This window comes from Geobacillus sp. FSL K6-0789, assembly GCF_038593135.1.
Lineage (GTDB): Bacteria > Bacillota > Bacilli > Bacillales > Anoxybacillaceae > Geobacillus > Geobacillus stearothermophilus.
Genome location: NZ_CP151966.1, coordinates 1,675,941 through 1,697,660 on the forward strand (window position 1 = coordinate 1,675,941; position 21,720 = coordinate 1,697,660).

Here is a 21,720-nt window from a genome sequence, read left to right on the forward strand (position 1 = left end):
TCCCCCCTCCTTCTTGTGAGGGGGTATATTTCTCTTAGGAAGGAGAACATGCGTATGAAAGGATTTATTCACTCCATCGAATCATGCGGTACCGTCGATGGCCCGGGCCTTCGTTATGTCATCTTTACACAAGGATGTGTATTGCGCTGCCAATATTGCCATAACGCCGATACATGGGAAATCGGAAAAGGAAAAGAAATGACCGTAGAAGAAATTATCGATGACGTGAAAACGTACTTGCCGTTTATCAACGCTTCCGGCGGCGGGATTACCGTCAGCGGCGGAGAACCTTTGCTACAAATCGACTTTTTAATTGAGCTATTTAAAGCATGCAAAAAACTCGGCATTCATACAGCAATCGATTCGTCAGGGGGATGCTACACGACAGAAGCATCGTTCCAGCAAAAATTAAACGAATTGCTTTCCTATACGGATTTAATTTTGCTTGATTTAAAACATATCGATGAAAAAAAACATCGGAAACTGACAGGAAAAACAAATAAACACATTTTACAATTTGCTCGGTTTTTATCCGAAAAAAACGTTCCTGTTTGGATCCGGCATGTTCTCGTTCCAACCATTACCGATGACCCTAATGACTTGCGCCGTCTCGCCGCTTTTATTCGTACGTTAAATAATGTGGAAAAAATTGAAATTCTCCCGTACCATAAACTAGGGGTATACAAATGGAAAGCGCTTGGATTGAAGTATCCTTTGGAAGGAATTGAACCTCCTTCGGAAGAAAGCGTACAAATGGCCCAACAAATCTTAAATGGAACGGAAAATAGCACGCCTCTTACGTAATGTAAGAGTTTTTTTCTGATTTCACATATATATACCCGTGGTGCTAGTTGAGCTTTATCGCTCAACTAGCCCAAGTGTAACCAGGGAATAAGCTAACAATATACCGTCTAGTGCCACTTCAAATCCGATAATCGAATTGGCTCGGATCCCCGTGATGCGATAGTGATCAACCAGAACCGAGAACACCGTCTCGATCACTTTGCGTTTTTGTTGGATCCACTGCTCCCATGTCTCAGACGCACGATGTTTCTGGTTTTTTCGAGACGGAGTCCAAAGCGCCATTTGGTATTCTTCGTACAGCCTTTTTTGCAAGTCACGGCTAATGAATCCTTTGTCCCCAAAGTTATACGGGTGGGGAATTTGGGTCATCACGCTTTCGGCTGCGATTCGATCGTGGCAAGATGCTTCCGTCACCACATACCCCATTGGCAGCCCTTGATCGGTCACTTGAAGGTGCAGCTTCAACCCGTAGTACCATTGCTTTTTGGAAGCGCAATACCCGATGTCGGCGATCTCTTGAAACCGTTTGACGCGATGCATTCTTGCCGTATGGCACAATGGGAGCGGCAAGCTGTCCACGACGGCATAGGCATGATGTTGGCCGCGTTTTGCTCACGACGGCGATCCATTTGATAGCGAAGCCAAGCGCCCGGCAACGGCGGTTATACCGGGAACGTTCGAGAAACGAGCCGTTTGTGAACAAATTTCCCGTGACAAAACGATGCCACGCCCGTTCAGAAGTAAAACCGAGCAACTTTCCTAAAAGATGAATCGCGATGACCACGGCGTCTTCCTGTTTGACCAAATGGCGGTTGCGACGCTGTAGGTACATCTGAATCGATGACAGTTGAGCAGAAACAAAAACGAAAATGGCGGCATATTGCTTTTGAATCTTGGGCCCGATCTGTAGTAAAATGAAAGTGCTCTTGCATGGGGATTCTCCTTTCGAATGGCAGGTCGCACTTTCATTCTACAGGAGATCCGCCAGCAAGGGCTATTTTTATGCTTGCCCAAGTTTATCTAGCACCACGGGTAACCATAATAACATTATGTAAAAAATAAGCTCCCCCTGGCTCCCTGAAGGCGGGTCAATGACGGGGCAAACGACGGCAGGCGGCAATGCGGCCAGGGCGGTCTGGATAATCGGTGAACACACCGTCCACGCCCATGGCGCATAGGCGAGCGAGATCGTGTGGTTCATTGACGGTATAGACGTGAACCATGAGCCCGCGGCCATGGGCGGCGCGCACCCACTCTTCGGTGACGGCTGGGAGCGGCAAGCCGATGCCATCGGCATAGACGGCGATTTGTTGCAACAGCTCGTCGCGGCCACTTCGCGCTTCCTTTTCGCCGACCAATTGAATGAGCGGGACGCCGCGCGGGATGAGCGGGCGGAGCGCCTGCAAACTTTCTGGATGGAACGATTGAAACATGACGCTTCCGCGCTGGAGAACGCCGTGTTTTTGCAATAGGCGGGCGACCGCCCGTTCGATGCCGGGCTGTTTCGTTTCGACGTACAACGGAACGTTTACACGTTCCGCTTTCAGCATCCGAACCACCTCATCAAGCGTCGGAACGCATTCGCCGGCAAAGCGTGGATCGAACCACGATCCGGCATCCAATTTTTTGAGCTCACGCAATGAAAAATCGCTGACCCGCCATGGCGACCGGTGTGGGTAGACCGTTTCGACATTTGTCGTCCGGGCGAGCGTCGCATCATGCAGGGCAACGAGCTTCCCGTCTTTCGTTGCGCGCACATCGACTTCGATATAATCGGCATTCATGCGGGCGGCGAGGCGGTAGGATGAGAGCGTATGCTCCGGCGCGTGTCCGGACGCGCCGCGGTGGGCGATGACGGTGGTTTTCGGCTGGCTGGGTGGCTGCCAGGCAGCCGCGGCCGCTAAGACGATCGGCAGCGATAACAAAAACAATGCGCAAAGATAGATGCGAAAAACCGTGATCCGGCGCATAGACATCTCTCCCTTCCAGTATCATATCGGAAAAACAAGTGCGAGAGAAAACGAGGGGATATAGCAGGGAAAGGATGTTTGTACCGATAGTGTCGCACATCAAGCAAAAGAATATTCAGGTTGATGCATAACGTGCACCATCATGACGCATACTGTAAACGACAACAAAACGTTGGGCTATAGCCAAGCGGTAAGGCAACGGACTTTGACTCCGTGATGCGCTGGTTCGAATCCAGCTAGCCCAGCTGAATCGCCGGACGGGGTCCGCACGTCCCGGCGGCCAAAACGGCTTCCGCCATGTTGTGCGGGGCCGTTTTTTCGTTCGCCGGAAAGCGGGGACGAGAACATCTTCGGGGACGAGAACATCTTTTTATCGTTTTCAGCGGCCCCGCAAGGACACGCATCCGATGCCCGAGCAGAAGCAGCGCCGCAAAAAAATGTGGTGTCGGCAGGATTTTGACGAATGGTGGCGAATGAAAAAAAACGAAAGGGGAGAGGATCATGAAAACAGCTGATTTATGCGATCAATGTTTAGATGAGTTGCAAGTGTGCGAACTTTCGTTTCAATCGTACGGCGGAAAACGGATGTTTTCCGGGCCGATCGCGACGGTCGACGTGTTTGAGGACAACGTCCTTGTCCGTGAAGCGCTCGAGACGGTGCTGCCGGGGACGGTGCTCGTGGTCGATGGAAAAGGCTCGCGCCGCGTGGCGCTATTAGGCGACCGGTTGGCGCAAATCGCCTGCGACCGGGGGCTTGCCGGCGTCATCATCCACGGCTGCATTCGCGATTCGGCGGAAATCGGCCGCATGCCGCTTGGGGTCATGGCGATCGGCACGTGCCCAGTGAAAAGCAAAAAAGAAGGAAAAGGCGTCCGCGACGTTGTGCTCGAGTTCGGCGGCGTCCGCTGGGAGCCGGGCGCATACGTGTACGCCGATGCCGACGGCGTTGTCGTCGCCCGCGAAGATTGGTCGGCAAAAAACGGTTGACGGCAACGCATTGGTTGTACTACGATGAAAACGGATGCTTGTTCCATGACAGCGCATATATGGCGGTAAGACAAACAAGGTGCCTAAGCCTGCTCTAGGGTTTGGGTGAAAAGGGAAGCCCGGTGAAAATCCGGCACGGTGCCCGCCACTGTGATGGGGAGCTTTGCGGCAACAAGTCACTGAAGGATGCTTCGGGAAGACGCCGTCAAGCGATGATCCTAAGTCAGGAGACCTGCCTTGTTTGGATCGGACGGATGCCTACGGGACTATAGGCAGACGTGCGGGAGAATGATGGCTGCATTGGGCCTGTTTGGGCCGTTTACGGCTTTCGTATACATTTTTCTGCACCTCTGCTGTAGAGGTGCTTTTTCTTTTGCCGAAAACCTGCCCGTCTGTCTGCGTCTAAATTCTATCATTCTAGCCAAAAAGGGGGGATTCGGTGGCGACATGGGATTTGCGGGGAATGAAGCATCATGTGCTCATTTGCAACGGAGGGACGTGCCTCCGCCATGGCGGGGATGATGTGACAACGGCGGTGCGCGAGGAGATCGCCCGTCTCGGGCTTGACGACGCTGTCCATACAACAAGGACGCGCTGCAACGGACGATGCCAAGACGCGTGCGTGATGATCGTCTATCCGCAAGGCGTCTGGTATCGACAGATAACGCCGGAGCGGGCGAAGGAGGTTGTGCGCGCTCATTTGGGTGAGGGGGTTCCGATGCGGGAGTGGGCGACGTATGAATACGAAGGCGAATTGGTGTTGACGCCAGCCGGCGAACGGGAGGCGCCAAGCGGAAAACGGAAAACGGAACATGCTGCGAAAGGAGTGAAGGGATAAATGAAGAGAGCGGTTCGATGGAGCAAAATGGCGGCTTTGTTCGTTTCCTATTTTTTGTTGACGAATGAAAATGAAGCGTATGCCATGCACATTATGGAAGGATTTTTGCCTGTCAAATGGGCGCTGTTTTGGTGGCTGTTGTTTTTGCCGTTCTTTGTGTTCGGATTGCGGCGGCTTGTGCATACGCTGAAGCAGCACCCCGAACATAAGCTTCTGATGGCGTTAGCTGGCGCGTTTACATTTGTATTGTCGGCGTTGAAAATTCCATCCGTCACCGGCAGCAGCTCGCATCCGACCGGGATCGGCTTCGGCTCGGTTTTGTTTGGACCATGGGTGATGGTGGTGATCGGCACAGTCGTTCTTCTCTTTCAAGCGCTGCTTCTTGCCCACGGAGGAGTGACGACGCTTGGGGCCAATGCGATGTCGATGGCGATCGTCGGCCCGTTCGTCGCGTACGGAGTGTATCAACTGTGCCGAAAAGGGGCGGTATCCAATCGAGCGGCTTTGTTTCTTGCCGCTTGTTTGTCTGATTTGGCTACATATGTCATGACGTCCCTGCAGCTTGCCCTGGCGTTTCCGTCTCCTGATGGGGGAGTCACCGCCTCGTTTTTGAAATTCGCCGGCATTTTTGCCATTACTCAAGTGCCGTTGGCGGTGACGGAAGGCATCATAACGGTAATCGTCTGGAACTGGCTTTCCTCCTATCAAGCTTCTCCGCTGTTCCAAAAGGAAAAGGAGGCGTAATGCGATGAAGAAAAATGGCTTGCTCGTGTTGCTGGCTGCTTTGCTTGTCATCATTCCTCTTTGGTGGGCGCGCGGATCGGAATTCGGTGGAACGGACGATCAGGCGGAAAAAGCCATTCAAACGCTCAACCCGCATTATCGGCCGTGGTTTGAGTCGATCTTCACCCCTCCAGGCGGCGAAGTCGAAACGCTTCTGTTCTCGCTGCAAGCCGCGCTTGGCGCCGGCGTGATCGGCTACGTCGTCGGGTTGTACAAAGGGCGTTCGGAGCGGAAAAACAGCCATGATTCGCGAGTTTGACCGTTGGGCGTATGACAACCGGCTGCGGGCATGGCGGGCGGAGTGGAAGCTGATCGTGGCGTTTGTTATGCTTGCCGTTGTCATGATGGGCGGCTGGCGCGAACAATGGCTTGTGCTCATCGGAATGGCGTATTGGATTGTCGCTCGTGCACGAGTGCCGTTTTCCGTGTATGGAAAAGCGATGCTCGCCGCCTCCGTTTTTTTAGGGCTCAGCCTGCTGACGCTCGTTGTGTCCGTGTCGGTTCCTTTTCAAATAACTTTCATCGACAGCCAGCTGCAGCCGGCTGCAAAGCTCGCCGTCCGCTCCCTTGCCGCCTGGTCGTGCTTGTTTTTCCTTCTCATTACGACGCCGGCGCCGGACTTGATTGCGGTGCTGAGGCGAATGCGGCTGCCGGCGGCGCTCGTGGAACTTTGCTTTCTTATGTATCGCTTTATCTTTTTGCTCGAGCAGGCGGCCGCAGAGCTGATGCTGGCGTTGCGGGCCCGCAGCGGGGGAACGCATTGGCGGCATGGCGGGATGCTGATGTACCAACTATGGATGAAAACGTGGCAGTCGTATGAAGCGTTCAGCCGTTCGCTTGCGGCGCGTGGAGGCGTCGCGTCGGCTGGGCATACGCATCAGCGGGAAAAAGCGCATGTGCCTCTTGTCGATGTTGCGGCCGGCATCATCATGGCCTTGCTGCTTGGGTGGGCATGGCGGAAAGGGTGAAAACGTTGCTGCTGCGAATGGAACGAGTGAAATACGCTTATCAAGCAGAACGGTACGTGCTGAATGGGATTGATTGGGAAATTCCAGAGCGAAAAAAATGCGCCTTGATCGGGCCAAACGGCTGCGGCAAAACGACGTTGTTTCTTCATTTGAACGGGCTGCTGCGGGCGCAGGAAGGAGCGGTGTATTGGAAAGGGCGCAACATGTATGAACGCGGCGCTGATTGGACGCAATGGCGGCGTGAAGTCGGCATCGTCTTTCAAAACCCGGAGCATCAAATCCTCGCCCCGCTCGTGCGTGATGAATTGGCGATCAGCTTAGTCCATGCCGGAATCGATCGAGAAAAAATGAGGGAGGCGCTTGCCGCGATTACGGCGGAATACCACCTTCAATCTTGGCTGGACCGCCCGACCCATCAATTCAGTCTCGGACAGAAAAAATGGCTGACGCTCTGCTGTACGATGGCGGCCAAGCCGGACTTGCTCGTATTGGACGAACCGACCGCCTATTTGGATCAGCATCAGACAAAGCAGTTTCTCAAACAAATTGACGCCATTCACCAGGCGGGGACGACTGTGTTGATCGCCACCCATGACATGGATTTCGTCTGGCAGTGGGCGGATGTCGTCGCAGTCATGCACGAAGGACGGATCGTGATGCAAGGGGCGCCCGAAGACGTATTCGCCGACCGCCAGCGGCTGTTGGACATTCGCTTGGATGTTCCGCTGTTCGTGCGGCTTTGGCAAGCATGGCGGCCAGAGGAAAAGATCGTCCCCGATGTGTTGCGCCGTGAAAGGGACATGAGCGGCGAATGGAGTGTGAAAAATGGGTGCTAGTCGGCAAAAGGAGGGATCATGATGAGCGGCAAATTGCTCATTGTCGGCTTCGGCCCGGGAAGCGTCGACCATATGACGAAACGGGCTCGGGAAGCGATTGAAGAAAGCGACGTCATCATCGGCTACAAAACGTACATCGAACTTGTGCGCGATCTCATTGCTGGAAAAGAGATCATTAGCACGGGTATGACCGAAGAAGTGAGCCGCGCCCAAGCGGCGGTGAAGTGGGCCGAGCGCGGCAAAACGGTTGCCGTCATCTCCAGCGGCGACGCCGGGTTGTACGGCATGGCGGGGCTCGTGTATGAAGTGTTGATCGAAAAAGGGTGGACGAAAGCGCGTCCGATTGAAGTCGAAGTCATCCCCGGCATTTCCGCGATTCATTCGTGCGCGGCGCTGCTTGGCGCCCCGATTATGCACGATGCCTGTACGATCAGTTTGAGCGATCATTTGACGCCGTGGGAGCTGATTGAAAAGCGGATTGACGCCGCGGCGGCGGCCGATTTTGTCATCGCGCTGTACAACCCGAAAAGCGGGCGGCGCACTCGGCAGATTGTGGAGGCGCAGCGCATCCTGCTTCGCCACCGGTCTCCGGAGACCCCGGTCGGTCTGGTAAAAAGCGCGTATCGCGAGCGTCAGCATATCGTCCTCACCGACTTGGCGCATATGCTGGACCATGAAATCGGCATGTTGACGACGGTCATTATCGGCAACTCGACGACTTTTGTTTACGATGGGCTCATGATCACGCCGCGCGGCTACCAGCGCAAATACCAGTTGACTGCCGCCGTCCAGCCGCTCAAGCCGCATGAGCGGCTGCGCAAAGAGGCGGAGCCATGGGCGCTCGACCAGACGAAGCCGCTGAGAGAGCCGGACGAAGAAAACGGAGAAGCGTTTCGGCCGTTTGTCGCGGCTGCCTCCGCTTTCGGCGACGAGAAAGACCGCGGTTTTGCCGCCGTAGCGGTTTTGCCGCCGGCTGTGGACGCGGCCGCGAAGGAAGCTGGATTGGCGCCGGCAGCTTCCGCTTTTCCGCTGCCGGAGGAGCCATTCGTCCAAACGGAAAACCGGCCGTCATCCGCTCTGTTGCATCGGGTGAGAGAAACAGCGGAGGACGCGCTTGTAGCATTGGAAAGAAGAACGACAAAGAAGGCGTCCGCTGTGCTGTTCGAAGCGGCAGTGAGCCCAGGGGTGGCCAACAAGCAGTTTACTCCGGAGCAGCTCATCGCGCTTGCCGAAGCGGTCGGACCGGACGGGAAAATGACGTACACGCCGGATCATTATATCAAAATCGAGCGGGTGACAGAGAATCCAAAAGGGCTTGTCGATCGGCTCGCTGCTGTCGGACTGATGGTAATGCCGGTTGGTGATGTGCTGACGGTGAAGGCATGCGACTTTTGCGATGGAGAGAAAAAAGACGCCATTCCATATGCCGAGGAATTGGCGCGGCGATTTGGGGGCATGGCGCTGCCGAAAGAGTTGAAGCTTGGCATCAACGGCTGCGGCATGGCATGCTACGGCGCGGTGCACGAAGACATCGGGCTTGTGTACCGGAAAGGGAAATTTGATTTGTTTTTGGGCGGGAAAACGGTCGGCCGCAACGCCCATCCCGGCCAGCTCGTCGCGGAAGGCATCCCGCCGGAAGAGATGGTGGCCATTGTGGCGGACATCATTGAACAGTACAAAGAACATGCTTACCCGAACGAACGATTTCATAAGTTTTTTGCCCGCGTGAAACAAATCGGCCGCTTTTCGTACGAGGAGGCCAAGACGGCGGCGAATATCGAAACGCCGGCATGCAGTGAGTAACCTCGGATGGAGCGATATAAAAGAGAGGAGAGCGAATATGAGAGCCATTTTGTTTGTCGGCCATGGAAGCCGCGACCCGGAAGGAAATGAGCAAGTACAGCAGTTTGTCGACCGCCTGCGGCCGCGTCTTTCTGCTTCTTTCCATGTTGAAACGAGTTTTCTAGAGTTTGGCCGTCCGTCGATCAGCGAAGGGATCGCGCGGTGCGTTGAGGCCGGAGCGGCGGAAGTGGCGGTCATTCCGCTCATTTTATTGCCGGCTGGGCATTCGAAGCTGCACATCCCGGCGGAAATCGATGAGGCGAAAGCGCGCTATCCGCACATCATGTTTCGATATGGACGGCCGATCGGCGTCCATGAGCAGACATTTGCTATTTTGCGCGAACGATTGCAAGAAATCGGCGAGCGGCCGGAGCAGCCAGACGACGGCACAGCGGTCATTTTGCTCGGCCGCGGCGGGAGCGACCCGGACGCGAACAGCGACTTGTATAAAATCGCCCGCTTGTTTTGGGAACAAACGGGCTATGCGCTCATCGAGCCGGCGTTTATGGGGGTGACGACGCCGTCGCTTGATGACGCCGTCCGCCGCTGTCTCATGCTTGGGGCGAAGCGGATCGTCGTTTTGCCGTATTTTTTGTTCACCGGTGTGCTCATCAAGCGGCTTGAACAGCAAGTGGCGCAATACCGCCTCGATCACCCGCACGTCTCATTTGCGCTGGCCGATTATGTCGGTTTTCATCCGAAACTGATCGATATCGTGCTTGACCGCCTGCAAGAAGTGCTCGATCAAACGGTGGCGATGAATTGCGACATCTGTCAATACCGGCTGCACGTTTCTCACCATCATCATCACCATCATCACTAAAAAACAAAAAGGGGGAGCGCTGATGATTTTGATGTTGGCAGGGACGAGCGATGCCCGCGAATTGGCGGTGATGATCCAACAAGCTGGCTATTCGGTCACGGCGACGGTCGTCACCGATCACGCGGCCGAACAGCTTCGGTCATCCGGCATTCGCGCCTATGTCGGCCGCTTGGATGCGTCCCAGCTTGCCGATTTGGCCAAAGCCGAGGGAGCCAAAGCGATTGTCGATGCGAGCCATCCATTTGCGGAGGAGGCGTCGAAAAACGCCATGCAAGCGTCGGCCGCTGCCGAATTGCCGTACATCCGCTATGAGCGGCAGGCGTCTTCGCTTTCATCCGAGAAGGTGACATTTGTCGATAGCTATGAAGAAGCCGCCGAGCTGGCGGCGGAAAAAGGCGGCGTCGTGATGCTGACGACCGGCAGCAAAACGCTCGACATTTTCGCCGCCAAACTGCTCAATCGCCCAAACGTGAAGGTGATCGCCCGGATGCTCCCGAGAAAAGACAATTTGGACAAATGCGAGCGGCTCGGGTTTTCGCAAGAGCAGATCGTCATGATGCAGGGGCCGTTTACGAAAGAGCTCGATCGGGCGCTATACCGCCATTTTGGCGTCACGGTCGTCGTCACGAAAGAAAGCGGCAAAGTCGGGTTGGTCGATGAGAAAATCGCTGCCGCCGAGGAGCTCGGCATTGATGTCATCGTCATCCGCCGCCCGCGGCTGTCATACGGCATCGTGCATCACGATTTTGCCGGCGTGCTTGAGTCGTTGAAGCAGCATGCGCCGCTTCCGGCCGTGTAAAGAATGGGATTCTAGTGGCCGCTCATGCAAGCGATCATGAAGAAAGGAGAATTGTCATGGACTTCCATACAACATTTCGTCCGGCGACGGTGCAGCCGGAACAAATTGAAGCGCGCAGCTTTCAAATCATTGATGAAGAGATCGGCGAGCATTCATTTACAGAAGAACAATACCGAATCGTTCAGCGCGTCATCCATACATCGGCTGATTTTGAGCTTGGCAAAAGTCTTCTTTTCCACCCGGATGCGATTCGCTCAGGCATTGATGCCATCCGCAGCGGCAAGCTCGTCGTCGCCGATGTGCAAATGGTGCAAGCCGGCGTCAATCAAGCGCGGTTGGCGAAGTTCGGCAGCGCGGTGCGTGTCTATATTTCTGATGAAGACGTGATCGCGGAAGCGAAACGGCTGAATACGACGAGGGCGATCGTGGCGATGCGCAAAGCGGTGAAAGAAGCGGAAGGCGGCATTTTCGCCATTGGCAACGCACCGACTGCGCTGTTGGAGCTCATTCGTCTCATCAAAGAAGGAGAAGCGCGGCCGGGATTGGTGATCGGCTTGCCGGTCGGATTCGTCTCGGCGGCGGAATCGAAAGAAGAATTGGCGAAGCTCGATGTGCCGTTCATCACCAACCGCGGCCGCAAAGGAGGAAGCACCGTGACCGTCGCTGCCTTGAATGCGTTATCGCTGCTCGCCGAGCGAGCGTGACGAACGATGGAAACGAAAAAAACGCTGCGTGAAGGATATACGACCGGATCGTGCGCGGCAGCGGCAACGAAAGCCGCGCTCACAGCCCTCATCACTGGCCAAGTGCAGACAGACGCGACGATTCGCCTTCCGATCGGGCGGGTCGTCACCTTTTCACTTGCCTCTTGTTCGTTCGAAGGTGAAACGGCGACTGCAGCTGTGGTGAAAGACGGCGGCGATGATCCGGATGCGACGCACGGCGCGCTCATCGTTTCCACTGTCTCATGGGCTTCGTCGCCGGGCGTTCATATTGACGGCGGAGAAGGGGTCGGACGTGTCACCAAACCCGGCTTGCCGGTTCCGGTCGGGGAAGCCGCGATCAATCCAGTGCCGCGGCAAATGATCCGCGAAGCAGTCAACGAAGTATTGGCGCAATACGGTTTACATCGCGGGGTGAACGTTGTCATTTCTGTGCCCGGCGGCGAGGAAATCGCCAAAAAAACGTTGAATCCGAGGCTTGGCATTATGGGCGGCATTTCGATTTTAGGAACGCGGGGCATCGTCGTTCCGTTCTCGACCGCCGCCTACCGGGCGAGCATCGTACAGGCGCTTCAAGTGGCGAAAGCGAACGGCTGCCGCCATGTCGTGATCACGACCGGGGGGCGGAGCGAGAAATATGCCATGCAAGAGTATCCGCATTTGCCGGAAGAAGCATTTATTGAAATGGGTGATTTTGTCGGGTTTACGCTGAAGCAATGCAAACGGCTTGGCATCAAGATGGTGTCGATGGTCGGGATGATGGGGAAATTTTCGAAAGTCGCCCAAGGGGTGATGATGGTGCACTCGAAAAGCGCTCCGGTTGACTTCGGTTTTTTGGCGGCGCTCGCTGAGCAAGCCGGCGCCTCTTCCGCGCTGGTGGCCGCGGTGCGCGGCGCGAACACGGCGGCGCAAGTCGGCGACATGCTGCAAGAAGCCGGCTGCACGAAGTTTTTCGAACTGTTGTGTGAGGCGTGTTGCCGGGCAGCGCTCAACGAAGTCGGAGGCGGCTTGACGGTGGCGACGTCCATTTACACCTTGAACGGACAACGATTAGGAAAGGCGGTGCAAATTGATGGGGACGATGAAACTGATCGGCGTGGGAGCTGACGGGAAGGCAAGTCTTCCTGAGCTGTATCGGCGCTGGATTGATGAAAGCGAACTGCTTGTCGGCGGCGAGCGGCAGCTGGCGATGTTTCCTGAATACAAAGGAGAAACGATCGTCATCCGCCGCGGACTGGCGGAGCTGGTGGAGCGGCTTCGGCACGAGACGCGCCGTACTGTCGTGCTGGCGTCTGGCGATCCGCTCTTTTACGGCATCGGCAGCTATTTGGCCGGCAAATTGCCGATTGAGGTGTATCCGGCGGTCAGCTCGGTGCAATGGGCGTTTGCGAAAATGGGGGAGTCTTGGCAAGATGCCGCATTTGTAAGCGCCCATGGCCGCCCGCTCACCGGCCTCGTGCAACGGATCGACGGGCGGCGCAAAGTCGCCATCTTAACCGATGAGACGAACTCGCCGGCCGTCATCGCCCGCTATTTGCTCGAGTACGGCATGACGGAATATGAGGCGTTTGTCGGCGAGGAGCTCGGCGGCCCGAACGAGCGCTGCCGCTTGTTTTCGTTGGAAGAGATGGCGGAAGCCGAGTTTCTTCCATTGAATATAGTCATTTTGCGGCAGACAGCGCCAAGCCCGGTTTGGCCGTTCGGCATTGAGGATGACGAGTTTTTTCAGCGCAAGCCGGACAAAGGATTGATTACGAAAAAAGAAATCCGAGTTTTAAGTCTAAGCGCCTTGCGCTTGCGCCCGGACAGCGTCGTCTGGGATATTGGAACGTGCACCGGTTCGGTGGCGATTGAAGCGGCGAAAATCGCCCGCGACGGTGCCGTGTTTGCGATTGAAAAAAATGAACAAGATATCGAACTTTGCCGGCAAAACTTGCGCAAATTTCGCGTCGATATCACACTTGTGCACGGCAGGGCGCCCGATCGGCTCGATGAGTTTGCCGACCCGGATGCCATCTTTATCGGCGGCACGTCAGGCGCGATGTCGCCGTTGTTGGACGTCTGTGCGAAACGGCTGAAGAAAAATGGACGCATCGTGATCAACGCGGCAACGGTTGAGACGCTTGCTGAAGCGGGCCGCGAGCTACGTAGCCGTGGATTTCATGTTGACATCACGCTCGCGCAAGTGTCGCGAAGCAAGCCCATTTTAGAGTTGACGCGCTTTGAGGCGCTCAATCCAGTGTATATCATGACAGCCAAGCGGGAGGGAGACGAATGACCGGCACGTTGTACGGCATCGGTGTTGGCCCGGGCGATCCAGAGCTCATGACGGTGAAAGCATACCGCCGCCTAAAAGAAGCGGATGTCATCGCTTATCCAAAAAAAGGGCGGCAAAGCAAAAGCTATGCCGAACAAATTATCGACGCGTATTTGGCGCCGGAGGAAAAACGCCGGCTTGGGCTTCATTTTCCGATGACAAAAGACGTGGCCGTGCTTGAACCAAAATGGAACGAAGCAGCCGACGCCATTTGGGCGGAACTGTCGGCTGGGCGCGATGTGGCGTTTGTCACCGAAGGCGATCCGCTGTTGTACAGCACGTTCATCCATTTGATGCATGTGATGGAGCGACGCTATCCAGACGCGCCGATCGAAGTCGTCCCCGGCGTCAGCTCGGCGAACGCCGCCGCCGCCCGGCTTCGCCTGCCGCTTGCGGACGGCGATGAAACCGTGGCGATCGTGCCCGCCCGCGACGATGTTGAGGCGATGAAAGCAGTGCTTCTTGAGCACGATTGCGTTGTCTTTTTTAAAGTGGCGAAAGTGATCGATTTGCTGGTTCGTCTGTTGCGGGAACTCGATTTGCTTCATCGCGCCGCTGTTGTGACGAAAGTGACGTCCGGCGAGGAAGTCGTGTGGAAGGTCGAGGAGCTCGACGGAGCGGAACTCGAATATTTGACATTGATGGTGGTGAGAAAGTGAAGCTGTATATCATCGGAGCGGGGCCTGGAGCGCCGGATTTGATCACCGTTCGAGGAGCGGAGCTGTTGGCCGCGGCGGACGCCATTTTTTACACCGACTCGTTAGTGAGCGAAGAACTGATTGAGCGTTACCGGAAGCCGGAGGCAGAGGTGTTTCATACAGCCGGCATGCATTTGGAACAAATGGTGGCGATGATGGCCGACAAGGTGAGGCAAGGCCGGCTCGTCGTCCGCGTGCATACGGGTGATCCATCGATTTACGGGGCGATGCTCGAGCAAATCGCCTTATTGAAAGGAGAAGGAATTGAAGTCGAAATCGTCCCCGGTGTCAGTTCGGCGTTTGCGGCCGCGGCCTCGGTGCAGGCCGAGCTCACCGTCCCCGAATTGACGCAGACGGTCATTTTCACCCGCGCCGAGGGTCGGACGCCGGTGCCACCGCGTGAGAAATTGCAGGAGCTGGCCCAGCATCATTGCACCCTTGTCCTTTTTTTAAGCGCGACGCTTGCCAAAAAAGTAAGCGCGGCGCTCCTTGACGCGGACTGGAGCGGTGATACGCCGGTGGCGGTCGTCTATAAGGCGACATGGCCGGATGAAGTGGTGATTCGCTCCACGGTGGCGACATTGGCTGAGGATATGCGGCGCTATGGCGTGACGAAGCACGCCATCATCTTAGCCGGCTGGGCGCTCGATCCGCATATTCATGGACAAGGCTATCGGTCGAAGCTGTATGACCGGACGTTTACGCACGGATATCGAAAGGGGGAGGCGTAAGGTGGGGGCTGTTGCCATAAACAACGAAAGGAACGGCGTCTATGCGGTCGTGGCCATTACGAAACACGGGGTCGAGATCGCCCGCCGGCTCGGCGGCGCTCTAGTTGGAGCGGACGTGTATTATACGGAGAAATTCGCCCGCGGCGATGAAGCCGAGCACGGGATCCGCTTGTTTTCCGGCAACGTGAAGACGTTGCTGCCGGAGCTGTTCGCCCGCTACGACGGGCTCATTTGCATCATTTCGCTCGGCGCGGTCGTCCGGATGATCGCTCCATTGCTGAAAGATAAAAAGACCGATCCGGCGGTTGTCGTCATTGATGATAAAGGAGAACATGTCATCAGCGTATTATCCGGCCATTTAGGAGGCGCCAACGAACTGACGCGGCGTGTGGCCGCCATATTGGGCGCCCGCCCGGTCATTACGACCGCTTCCGATGTGCAGCAGACGATCGCTGTTGATCTATTCGGCCGCGAATTCGGCTGGGAATGGGAGTCGGATGACAACTTGACGCCGGTGAGCGCGGCTGTTGTCAATGAAGAACCGGTCGCCATTGTGCAAGAGTCAGGAGAACCAAATTGGTGGCCGGCGGGCCGCCCGCTGCCAAAAAACATCACCGTGTACGGCTCGATCGCGGAGGCGCTGGCCGCCCGCCCGACGGCGGCGCTTGTGGTCACTCACCGGCTGCTTGCGCCGGAAGAAGAAGCGATTTTGCAAAACGGCGTCTTGTATCGCCCGAAAGTGATCGCCCTTGGCATCGGCTGCAACCGCGGCACATCGGCTGACGAAATCGAAGCGGTCATCCGCGAGACGCTCAATGAGCTGCGCTTTTCGCTCAAAAGCGTCAAAGCGGTGTGCACCATTGACTTGAAAAAGGATGAACAAGGCCTTTTGGAGGTAGTCAACAAATATCGATGGGAATTGGTTGCATATACGCCAGAAGAGCTGAACACGGTGCCGATCGAAGCGCCGTTGGAGACCGTGTTTCGCTACACCGGCGCCTACGGGGTGAGCGAGCCGGCGGCGAAATTGTACAGCGGGGCCGATCGAATGGCGCTCGTGAAAAAGAAATCGGGCAACGTGACGATTTCTGTGGCACTGATCGATCACAGACGCAGAAAGGAGAGCGAGCCATGCGACGGCTTGTCATCGCTGCGCCAGGAAGCGGAGCCGGCAAAACGACTGTAACGCTCGGCTTGATGGCGGCCATGAGGCAGCAAGGATATACGGTGCAAGGGTTTAAATGCGGCCCGGACTACATTGATCCGACGTACCATACGGCTGTGACCGGCCGGCCGGCGCGCAACTTGGACAGTTGGATGATGGGAAGCGAAGCGGTCAAAACGGTGCTCGCCAACGGTTGTCAAGGGGCTGATATCGCCATCATCGAGGGGGTGATGGGGCTGTTTGACGGGAAACAGCCGCTTTCTGACGAGGGGGCGACGGCTAAAATCGCCGTATTGACCGAAAGCCCGGTGCTGCTTGTCGTCGATTGTTCCGGCATGGCCCGCAGCGCCGCCGCCATCGTCCATGGGTTTCAAACGTTTCGCCCCGATGTGCGCCTCGCCGGCGTATTTGCCAACCGCGTCGGCAGCGAAGGGCATTTTCGGCTCGTCAAAGCGGCCATCGAGCAAACGTGCGGGGTGCCGGTCGTCGGGTTTCTCACGCAAGACGAAGCGTTGGCGCTACCAGAGCGCCATTTAGGGCTCGTGCCGTCGGTGGAGCGCGGCGAACTGGATTCGTTTTTTGCCAATCTGGGGAGAAAGGTGGCGCGCACGATCGATTGGGAGACGCTCCTTTCGATTGCAGAAGCGCCAGCCCTTTGTTCTCCGGCGCCGCTCATTCGCCCTTCGCGGCCGTATCGCGTGCGCGTGGCGGTTGCCAAAGATGCTGCCTTTCATTTTTACTATCCGGAGAATCTGGAGATGCTTTCTGCCTGTGGCGCGGAGCTTGTCTACTTTTCTCCGCTCGCCGGCGAGCCGCTTCCGGATGGGGTGAACGGATTGTATATCGGCGGCGGGTTTCCGGAAGAGTTTGCCGCCGAGCTCGCCAGGCAAGCCGCTGTCAAACAGTCGATCCGCGCCGCCATCGAACACGGGTTGCCGACGTTGGCCGAGTGCGGCGGGTTTATGTTTCTCACCGAACAGCTTGTTGCGACGGACGGTTCGGCCTATGAGATGGCGGGCGTCATCCCGGGGAAGGTCGTGATGAAGACGAAGCTCGCGGCGCTTGGCTACCGCGAAGTGCGCGGTCGAAATGGAAATTTTCTATTGCCGGAAGGAGAAACAGCGCGCGGCCATGAGTTTCACTACTCCGTTTATGAGCCGCGCGGTGAGACGCCGTTTGCCTACGAAACGAGCGGCCGGAAAGGAACGAAGCCTGACGGTTATTTGGCGCACCGGCTTTTCGCTGGCTATGTCCATTTTCATTTCGCGTCCGCCCCGGCGATGGTTGAGCGGTGGCTCGCCGAATGCGAGAAGGTGACCATCAATGGCTAAGGCGCTGCCGATTATGTTTCAAGGCACCCATTCTGATGCCGGCAAAAGCGTCATCGCCACTGCGTTTTGCCGCATGTTCGCCCAAGACGGCTGGAAGACGGCGCCGTTCAAGTCGCAAAACATGTCGTTAAACTCCTACGTGACGCCAGACGGAAACGAAATCGGACGGGCGCAAGGAATTCAGGCCGAAGCGGCCGGAGTGGCGGCGCGCGCTGAGATGAATCCGATTTTGATTAAGCCAAGCCGCGAGCATGAATCGCAAATCGTTGTGCTTGGCAAACCGTACGGCAATATGCAGGCGTTCGCTTACCGGAACGAGTTTTTCCACCAAGGGCTGGCCGTCATCCGTCAGTCGCTCGAAACGTTGATGAACGAGTATGACCGGATTGTCATTGAAGGAGCGGGAAGCCCGGCGGAAGTAAACTTAAACGACCGCGAGTTGGTCAACATGCGCATCGCCCGTCTCGCCAACGCCCCGGTCGTGTTGATCGGCGATATTGAGCGGGGCGGGGTGTTCGCGAGCCTCGTTGGAACGCTGTCGCTGCTTGAGCCTGAGGACCGAAAGCGGGTCATTGGGGTCATCATTAACAAGTTTCGCGGCGATGTGGCGCTGCTTAAGCCTGGGCTCGATTGGTTTGAGCAGCACACCGGCGTGCCGGTGCTTGGCGTCGTTCCATATTTGCCTGATTTGGCGATCGATGCGGAAGATTCGCTGTCGCTTGAGCGGTTTGCTTCATCTGTCGGGGGAGAGGAAGCGATTGATGTCGCTGTCATCCGCTGTCCGAAAATCGCCAATTTCACCGACATCGACCCGCTGCTGGCAGAACCGGACTGCCGCGTCCGGTTGGTGACGCACGTCGACGAGCTTGGAGCGCCGGATGTGATCGTGCTTCCCGGCAGCAAAAACACGATCGAAGACTTGATTTATATGAAGAAAAGAGGACTCGCTTCCCGCATTGTGTCGCTTGTCAATGAAGGAAAAGCGAGAGTCGTCGGCTTATGCGGCGGCTACCAAATGCTTGGCGTCGTCATCCGCGATCCGTATGGAGTCGAGACGCCGCTCCCCGAAGTAAAAGGACTTGGTTTGCTGCCGATTGAAACGACGCTTGAGCGGACGAAAATCACGATCCGTACGGAAGGGATGCTTACGTGGGCGGGCGAGCGGTTTTCGGTGCAAGGATACGAGATTCATATGGGCCGCTCGGCGCCGCTTCCTGGCTATGCGCCGCTTATTGAGGCGGACGGCCGCCATGAAGGGGCGAAGCACAGTGATGAGCGGGTGCTGGGCACGTACATGCACGATTTGTTTCATAACGATGCGTTCCGCACCGCGTTTTTCAACAACATTCGCCGCCAAAAAGGAATCGCTCCTTCTGGCGTCCGACTCTTTCGCTCGCTCAAAGAAAAGGCGTTCGACCGGCTTGCCGCTCATGTCCGCGAGCATGTCGACGTCGGACGGATCGAACAGATGATGCGTCAATTTCAGCGGCTGTGATCGATATGGAAAATGGTGGTGCGGAGGAACGGCCGATATGGCCCGCTTTTGCCGAGCGATTGGCTCGGTTTGGGGGCTGCGAATTCCTCTGTAAAGCGGGAGGTCTCCGGCCTTCCACTGCGCTAAAGCGTGACGGGGGAAAGCTGCTTTTTCGCCCCTCAATCATAGACCCTCAATCATAGACGAGAAAGGAGGAAGCGCCTATTCCCGCTTGATGGGGATATGGTGCGACCGTGATGAATGCTTCCATCCCACCGATCCGCCGTGAAATGGTGGAACAAGCACGTGATTACATCAATCAGCTGACGAAACCGCCCGGCAGCCTCGGCCGTCTGGAAGAAGTGGCGGCCGCGCTTGCCGGTATGACTGGAGAGCTGCTCCCACGCGTCACTCCGCCCGGAGTGCTCGTGTTTGCGGCCGATCATGGCGTCACGGAAGAAGGGGTGTCTGCCTATCCGGCCGAAGTGACGGCGCAAATGGTGTACAACTTTGCCAACGGCGGAGCGGCGATCAACGCCTTCAGCCGGCAAATCGGCGCGTTGCTTCAGGTGATTGATGTCGGTGTCGCCGTGCCGATTGCTGATGAGCGCGTCATTCAGAAAAAGGTGCGCCCGGGAACGAACAATTTCGCCAAAACGGAAGCGATGACGCCGTCCGAGGCCGAACAGGCGCTTCATGTCGGTTACGAGCAGGCGGCATCCATCATTGAACAAGGCGCCCGCACGCTTATTGTCGGCGAAATGGGCATCGGCAATACAACCGCTGCGAGCGCTTTATTGGCCACGCTCTCCGAGGAGCCGCTTGAGCGCATCGTTGGCAAAGGAAGCGGCATTAAGGAGGAAATGCTTGCCCATAAACGGGACGTGATCCGACGGGCGCTCTTGCTTCATCGGCCGGATCCGGCGAAGCCAGTTGAATGGCTTTCGAAAATCGGCGGGTTGGAGATTGCGGCTATGGCCGGGGCGATGTTGGCAGCCGCTGAACGGCGCATTCCGATTTTGCTTGACGGCTTTATTTGCACGGTGGCTGCCCTTGTGGCCCGCCAGTTTGCCGTGAACGTCACAGACTATATGATTGCCGGCCATCGTTCCGAAGAGCCGGGGCACAGCATAGCCCTTCGTTTGCTTGGGAAAGAGCCGCTTTTGGATCTTGGCCTGCGCCTTGGTGAAGGAAGCGGCGCGGCGGTAGCGTTTCCGCTCTTGATTTCAGCAATGGCGATGGTGAACGAAATGGCGACGTTCGCTTCGGCAGGCGTTTCCACCGCTGATGCGAAAGGGAAGAACGGGAAATGACCATCGGCAAAGTGTATTTAGTCGGCGCCGGGCCGGGCGATGAAAAGCTCATCACGGTTTACGGCCGCGAATGCCTAGATCGGGCGGATGTCATTATTTACGACCGGCTCATCAACCGGAAGCTGCTGCGCTACGCAAAGCCGGGCGCTGAGGTTCTTTACTGCGGCAAAGAGCCGGGAAAACATGACACCGTTCAAGAACAAATTCACGAGCTGCTCGTTTGGCATGCGCAACAAGGCAAAACGGTCGTCCGCTTAAAAGGCGGCGATCCATGCATTTTTGGCCGCGTTGGTGAAGAGGCGGAAGTGTTGGTGAAAGCCGGAATTCCGTTTGAAATCGTTCCAGGGGTGACATCCGGCATCGCTGTTCCGGCGTACGCCGGCATTCCGGTCACCCACCGTGATTACGCCGCCTCGGTGGCGATCGTCAGCGGGCATCGGAGTGAGCGGATCGATTGGGAGGCGCTGACTCGAGGATGCGATACGATCATTGTCTACATGGGAGCGGCCAACTTGTCGGATATTTGCGGCCGGCTGATGGCGGCCGGAAAGCCGTCGGATGCACCGGCGGCCGTCATTGAATGGGGGACGACTGAGCGGCAGCGCACCGTGGCGGCGACACTTTCGACGCTGTCAGACGAGGTGGAACAGGCGGGCATTTCCCATCCGGCCATCATCATCATCGGCGATGTCGTTCGTCTGCGTGAGACGCTCCAATGGTTTCCGGAGCGGCAAGGGGGCGTGGTCGATGCCGACGCCTCGTCGTAGCGGGCGTGTCATCGTTTATACGGGCGACGGAAAAGGAAAAACGACGGCCGCATTGGGGCTTGCCCTGCGTGCCGTCGGTCGGGGAATGAACGTCGCGGTTTTGCAGTTTTTGAAATCGCCGGAACGAACATACGGCGAGCAGTTGGCCCTAGAGCGCCTTGGCGTCGACGTCCGTCAGCTCGGCGCCGGCTTCACATGGACGAAAACGCCGGACATCCACCGGGAAGCATTGAAGCGTGCCTGGGCGGTGGCCAAAGAATATGTGTATTCCGGACGGTATGATATGATTGTGCTCGATGAACTGAACAATGTGTTGGCCATTGACCGCTTTCCCGTTGAAGATATCGTATCAGTCAGCGAAGTGCTCGAGCTGATCCGCACGCGCCCGCCGTCGCTCCATCTTGTCATCACGGGGCGCGCGGCGCGCCCGGAGTTGATGGCGGCTGCCGATATCGTTACGGAAATGAAGTTGGTCAAGCATGACTATGAACAAGGAAGGACCGCGATGAAAGGGATTGAATTTTAGAAGCAAAAAAGCGGCCGTTTTTTAGC

22 protein-coding genes, 1 tRNA gene, 1 pseudogene and 1 riboswitch are annotated in these 21,720 nt (G+C 56.6%); of the genes and pseudogenes, 22 read left to right on the plus strand and 2 right to left on the minus strand.

Features of this window, described 5'->3' with window-relative positions; all coding sequences use genetic code 11:
* Positions 1-54: 54 nt before the first annotated feature.
* Positions 55-804 carry a pyruvate formate-lyase-activating protein gene (gene pflA, locus NSQ51_RS08705; RefSeq protein ID WP_033016988.1) on the plus strand — a complete coding sequence of 250 codons (750 nt, stop codon included), beginning with the start codon at positions 55-57 and terminating at the stop codon, positions 802-804.
* A gap of 54 nt (positions 805-858) precedes the next feature.
* On the opposite strand, the pseudogene NSQ51_RS08710 reads toward pflA, so the two are convergent.
* Positions 859-1,736, minus strand: a pseudogene (locus NSQ51_RS08710) (IS982 family transposase).
* 156 nt (positions 1,737-1,892) lie between these two features.
* The gene (locus NSQ51_RS08715) at positions 1,893-2,774 is read right to left on the minus strand and encodes a glycerophosphodiester phosphodiesterase family protein (RefSeq protein ID WP_064213504.1); all 882 of its coding nucleotides are present in this window, start codon (positions 2,772-2,774) and stop codon (positions 1,893-1,895) included.
* A gap of 173 nt (positions 2,775-2,947) precedes the next feature.
* Between NSQ51_RS08715 and NSQ51_RS08720 the strand changes: the two genes are divergently transcribed.
* From NSQ51_RS08720 to cobO, 21 genes are all read left to right on the plus strand, one after another.
* Positions 2,948-3,019 (plus strand) — tRNA-Gln (locus tag NSQ51_RS08720).
* Positions 3,020-3,275: 256 nt separating this feature from the next.
* Positions 3,276-3,761 (plus strand): ribonuclease E activity regulator RraA, encoded by a 486-nt coding sequence (gene rraA / locus NSQ51_RS08725; protein WP_033016984.1) that lies wholly within the window; start codon positions 3,276-3,278, stop codon positions 3,759-3,761.
* 60 nt (positions 3,762-3,821) lie between these two features.
* Positions 3,822-4,016: riboswitch (cobalamin riboswitch) on the plus strand.
* 184 nt (positions 4,017-4,200) lie between these two features.
* Positions 4,201-4,599 (plus strand): (2Fe-2S) ferredoxin domain-containing protein, encoded by a 399-nt coding sequence (locus tag NSQ51_RS08730; RefSeq protein WP_033016979.1) that lies wholly within the window; start codon positions 4,201-4,203, stop codon positions 4,597-4,599.
* Positions 4,600-4,626: 27 nt separating this feature from the next.
* On the plus strand, positions 4,627-5,343 hold the full coding sequence (locus NSQ51_RS08735; RefSeq protein WP_230581405.1) for an energy-coupling factor ABC transporter permease: 717 nt from the start codon (positions 4,627-4,629) through the stop codon (positions 5,341-5,343).
* A gap of 4 nt (positions 5,344-5,347) precedes the next feature.
* Positions 5,348-5,641 carry an energy-coupling factor ABC transporter substrate-binding protein gene (locus NSQ51_RS08740; RefSeq protein WP_011231298.1) on the plus strand — a complete coding sequence of 98 codons (294 nt, stop codon included), beginning with the start codon at positions 5,348-5,350 and terminating at the stop codon, positions 5,639-5,641.
* Positions 5,625-6,350 (plus strand): CbiQ family ECF transporter T component, encoded by a 726-nt coding sequence (locus NSQ51_RS08745; RefSeq protein ID WP_011231297.1) that lies wholly within the window; start codon positions 5,625-5,627, stop codon positions 6,348-6,350. The genes NSQ51_RS08740 and NSQ51_RS08745 overlap by 17 nt, the downstream gene beginning before the upstream one ends.
* A gap of 5 nt (positions 6,351-6,355) precedes the next feature.
* Entirely contained in the window at positions 6,356-7,186 is an 831-nt protein-coding gene (locus NSQ51_RS08750; protein ID WP_310794043.1) for an ABC transporter ATP-binding protein, read from the plus strand.
* Positions 7,187-7,207: 21 nt separating this feature from the next.
* Positions 7,208-8,989, plus strand: a complete 1,782-nt coding sequence (gene cobJ / locus NSQ51_RS08755) for a precorrin-3B C(17)-methyltransferase (RefSeq protein WP_080986164.1) — start codon at positions 7,208-7,210, stop codon at positions 8,987-8,989.
* A 37-nt stretch (positions 8,990-9,026) separates the two neighbouring features.
* Entirely contained in the window at positions 9,027-9,851 is an 825-nt protein-coding gene (locus NSQ51_RS08760) for a sirohydrochlorin chelatase (protein ID WP_033016971.1), read from the plus strand.
* A 22-nt stretch (positions 9,852-9,873) separates the two neighbouring features.
* The gene (cobK, locus tag NSQ51_RS08765) at positions 9,874-10,650 is read left to right on the plus strand and encodes a precorrin-6A reductase (protein ID WP_049624533.1); all 777 of its coding nucleotides are present in this window, start codon (positions 9,874-9,876) and stop codon (positions 10,648-10,650) included.
* 56 nt (positions 10,651-10,706) lie between these two features.
* Positions 10,707-11,354, plus strand: coding sequence for a precorrin-8X methylmutase (locus NSQ51_RS08770; RefSeq protein WP_049624532.1), 648 nt, complete (start codon positions 10,707-10,709; stop codon positions 11,352-11,354).
* A 6-nt stretch (positions 11,355-11,360) separates the two neighbouring features.
* The gene (locus NSQ51_RS08775; protein WP_049626335.1) at positions 11,361-12,479 is read left to right on the plus strand and encodes a cobalt-precorrin-5B (C(1))-methyltransferase; all 1,119 of its coding nucleotides are present in this window, start codon (positions 11,361-11,363) and stop codon (positions 12,477-12,479) included.
* Positions 12,445-13,650: a bifunctional cobalt-precorrin-7 (C(5))-methyltransferase/cobalt-precorrin-6B (C(15))-methyltransferase gene (locus tag NSQ51_RS08780; RefSeq protein ID WP_049626334.1), complete on the plus strand. Its 1,206-nt coding sequence runs from the start codon at positions 12,445-12,447 to the stop codon at positions 13,648-13,650. The genes NSQ51_RS08775 and NSQ51_RS08780 overlap by 35 nt, the downstream gene beginning before the upstream one ends.
* The gene (gene cobI, locus NSQ51_RS08785; RefSeq protein WP_033016964.1) at positions 13,647-14,348 is read left to right on the plus strand and encodes a precorrin-2 C(20)-methyltransferase; all 702 of its coding nucleotides are present in this window, start codon (positions 13,647-13,649) and stop codon (positions 14,346-14,348) included. Before NSQ51_RS08780 ends, cobI begins: the two co-directional genes overlap by 4 nt.
* Positions 14,345-15,118, plus strand: coding sequence for a precorrin-4 C(11)-methyltransferase (cobM, locus tag NSQ51_RS08790; RefSeq protein WP_049624529.1), 774 nt, complete (start codon positions 14,345-14,347; stop codon positions 15,116-15,118). Before cobI ends, cobM begins: the two co-directional genes overlap by 4 nt.
* Before the next feature lies 1 nt (position 15,119).
* Positions 15,120-16,304: a cobalamin biosynthesis protein gene (locus tag NSQ51_RS08795; protein WP_049626333.1), complete on the plus strand. Its 1,185-nt coding sequence runs from the start codon at positions 15,120-15,122 to the stop codon at positions 16,302-16,304.
* Entirely contained in the window at positions 16,250-17,614 is a 1,365-nt protein-coding gene (locus tag NSQ51_RS08800) for a cobyrinate a,c-diamide synthase (protein ID WP_049624527.1), read from the plus strand. Before NSQ51_RS08795 ends, NSQ51_RS08800 begins: the two co-directional genes overlap by 55 nt.
* Complete coding sequence (locus NSQ51_RS08805; protein WP_049624526.1) at positions 17,607-19,109, plus strand: cobyric acid synthase; 1,503 nt, start codon at positions 17,607-17,609, stop codon at positions 19,107-19,109. Before NSQ51_RS08800 ends, NSQ51_RS08805 begins: the two co-directional genes overlap by 8 nt.
* 236 nt (positions 19,110-19,345) lie before the next feature.
* Positions 19,346-20,401, plus strand: a complete 1,056-nt coding sequence (gene cobT, locus NSQ51_RS08810; protein ID WP_049624525.1) for a nicotinate-nucleotide--dimethylbenzimidazole phosphoribosyltransferase — start codon at positions 19,346-19,348, stop codon at positions 20,399-20,401.
* Positions 20,398-21,168: a uroporphyrinogen-III C-methyltransferase gene (gene cobA, locus NSQ51_RS08815; RefSeq protein WP_049624524.1), complete on the plus strand. Its 771-nt coding sequence runs from the start codon at positions 20,398-20,400 to the stop codon at positions 21,166-21,168. Before cobT ends, cobA begins: the two co-directional genes overlap by 4 nt.
* Positions 21,149-21,694 carry a cob(I)yrinic acid a,c-diamide adenosyltransferase gene (gene cobO, locus NSQ51_RS08820; RefSeq protein WP_049624523.1) on the plus strand — a complete coding sequence of 182 codons (546 nt, stop codon included), beginning with the start codon at positions 21,149-21,151 and terminating at the stop codon, positions 21,692-21,694. The genes cobA and cobO overlap by 20 nt, the downstream gene beginning before the upstream one ends.
* The last annotated feature ends 26 nt before the right edge of the window (positions 21,695-21,720 follow it).

What these genes read in the sequence shown, in the direction of transcription:
- cobA (WP_049624524.1), top strand. Translation starts at nt 20,398, where the DNA reads ATGACCATCGGCAAAGTGTATTTAGTCGGCGCCGGGCCGGGCGATGAA.
- cobT (WP_049624525.1), top strand. Translation starts at nt 19,346, where the DNA reads ATGAATGCTTCCATCCCACCGATCCGCCGTGAAATGGTGGAACAAGCA.
- NSQ51_RS08760 (WP_033016971.1), top strand. Translation starts at nt 9,027, where the DNA reads ATGAGAGCCATTTTGTTTGTCGGCCATGGAAGCCGCGACCCGGAAGGA.
- cobK (WP_049624533.1), top strand. Translation starts at nt 9,874, where the DNA reads ATGATTTTGATGTTGGCAGGGACGAGCGATGCCCGCGAATTGGCGGTG.
- NSQ51_RS08780 (WP_049626334.1), top strand. Translation starts at nt 12,445, where the DNA reads ATGGGGACGATGAAACTGATCGGCGTGGGAGCTGACGGGAAGGCAAGT.
- rraA (WP_033016984.1), top strand. Translation starts at nt 3,276, where the DNA reads ATGAAAACAGCTGATTTATGCGATCAATGTTTAGATGAGTTGCAAGTG.
- cobI (WP_033016964.1), top strand. Translation starts at nt 13,647, where the DNA reads ATGACCGGCACGTTGTACGGCATCGGTGTTGGCCCGGGCGATCCAGAG.
- NSQ51_RS08805 (WP_049624526.1), top strand. Translation starts at nt 17,607, where the DNA reads ATGGCTAAGGCGCTGCCGATTATGTTTCAAGGCACCCATTCTGATGCC.
- NSQ51_RS08740 (WP_011231298.1), top strand. Translation starts at nt 5,348, where the DNA reads ATGAAGAAAAATGGCTTGCTCGTGTTGCTGGCTGCTTTGCTTGTCATC.
- cobO (WP_049624523.1), top strand. Translation starts at nt 21,149, where the DNA reads ATGCCGACGCCTCGTCGTAGCGGGCGTGTCATCGTTTATACGGGCGAC.
- NSQ51_RS08775 (WP_049626335.1), top strand. Translation starts at nt 11,361, where the DNA reads ATGGAAACGAAAAAAACGCTGCGTGAAGGATATACGACCGGATCGTGC.
- NSQ51_RS08715 (WP_064213504.1), bottom strand. Translation starts at nt 2,774, where the DNA reads ATGCGCCGGATCACGGTTTTTCGCATCTATCTTTGCGCATTGTTTTTG.
- NSQ51_RS08800 (WP_049624527.1), top strand. Translation starts at nt 16,250, where the DNA reads ATGCGACGGCTTGTCATCGCTGCGCCAGGAAGCGGAGCCGGCAAAACG.
- cobJ (WP_080986164.1), top strand. Translation starts at nt 7,208, where the DNA reads ATGAGCGGCAAATTGCTCATTGTCGGCTTCGGCCCGGGAAGCGTCGAC.
- pflA (WP_033016988.1), top strand. Translation starts at nt 55, where the DNA reads ATGAAAGGATTTATTCACTCCATCGAATCATGCGGTACCGTCGATGGC.
- NSQ51_RS08735 (WP_230581405.1), top strand. Translation starts at nt 4,627, where the DNA reads ATGGCGGCTTTGTTCGTTTCCTATTTTTTGTTGACGAATGAAAATGAA.
- NSQ51_RS08770 (WP_049624532.1), top strand. Translation starts at nt 10,707, where the DNA reads ATGGACTTCCATACAACATTTCGTCCGGCGACGGTGCAGCCGGAACAA.
- NSQ51_RS08745 (WP_011231297.1), top strand. Translation starts at nt 5,625, where the DNA reads ATGATTCGCGAGTTTGACCGTTGGGCGTATGACAACCGGCTGCGGGCA.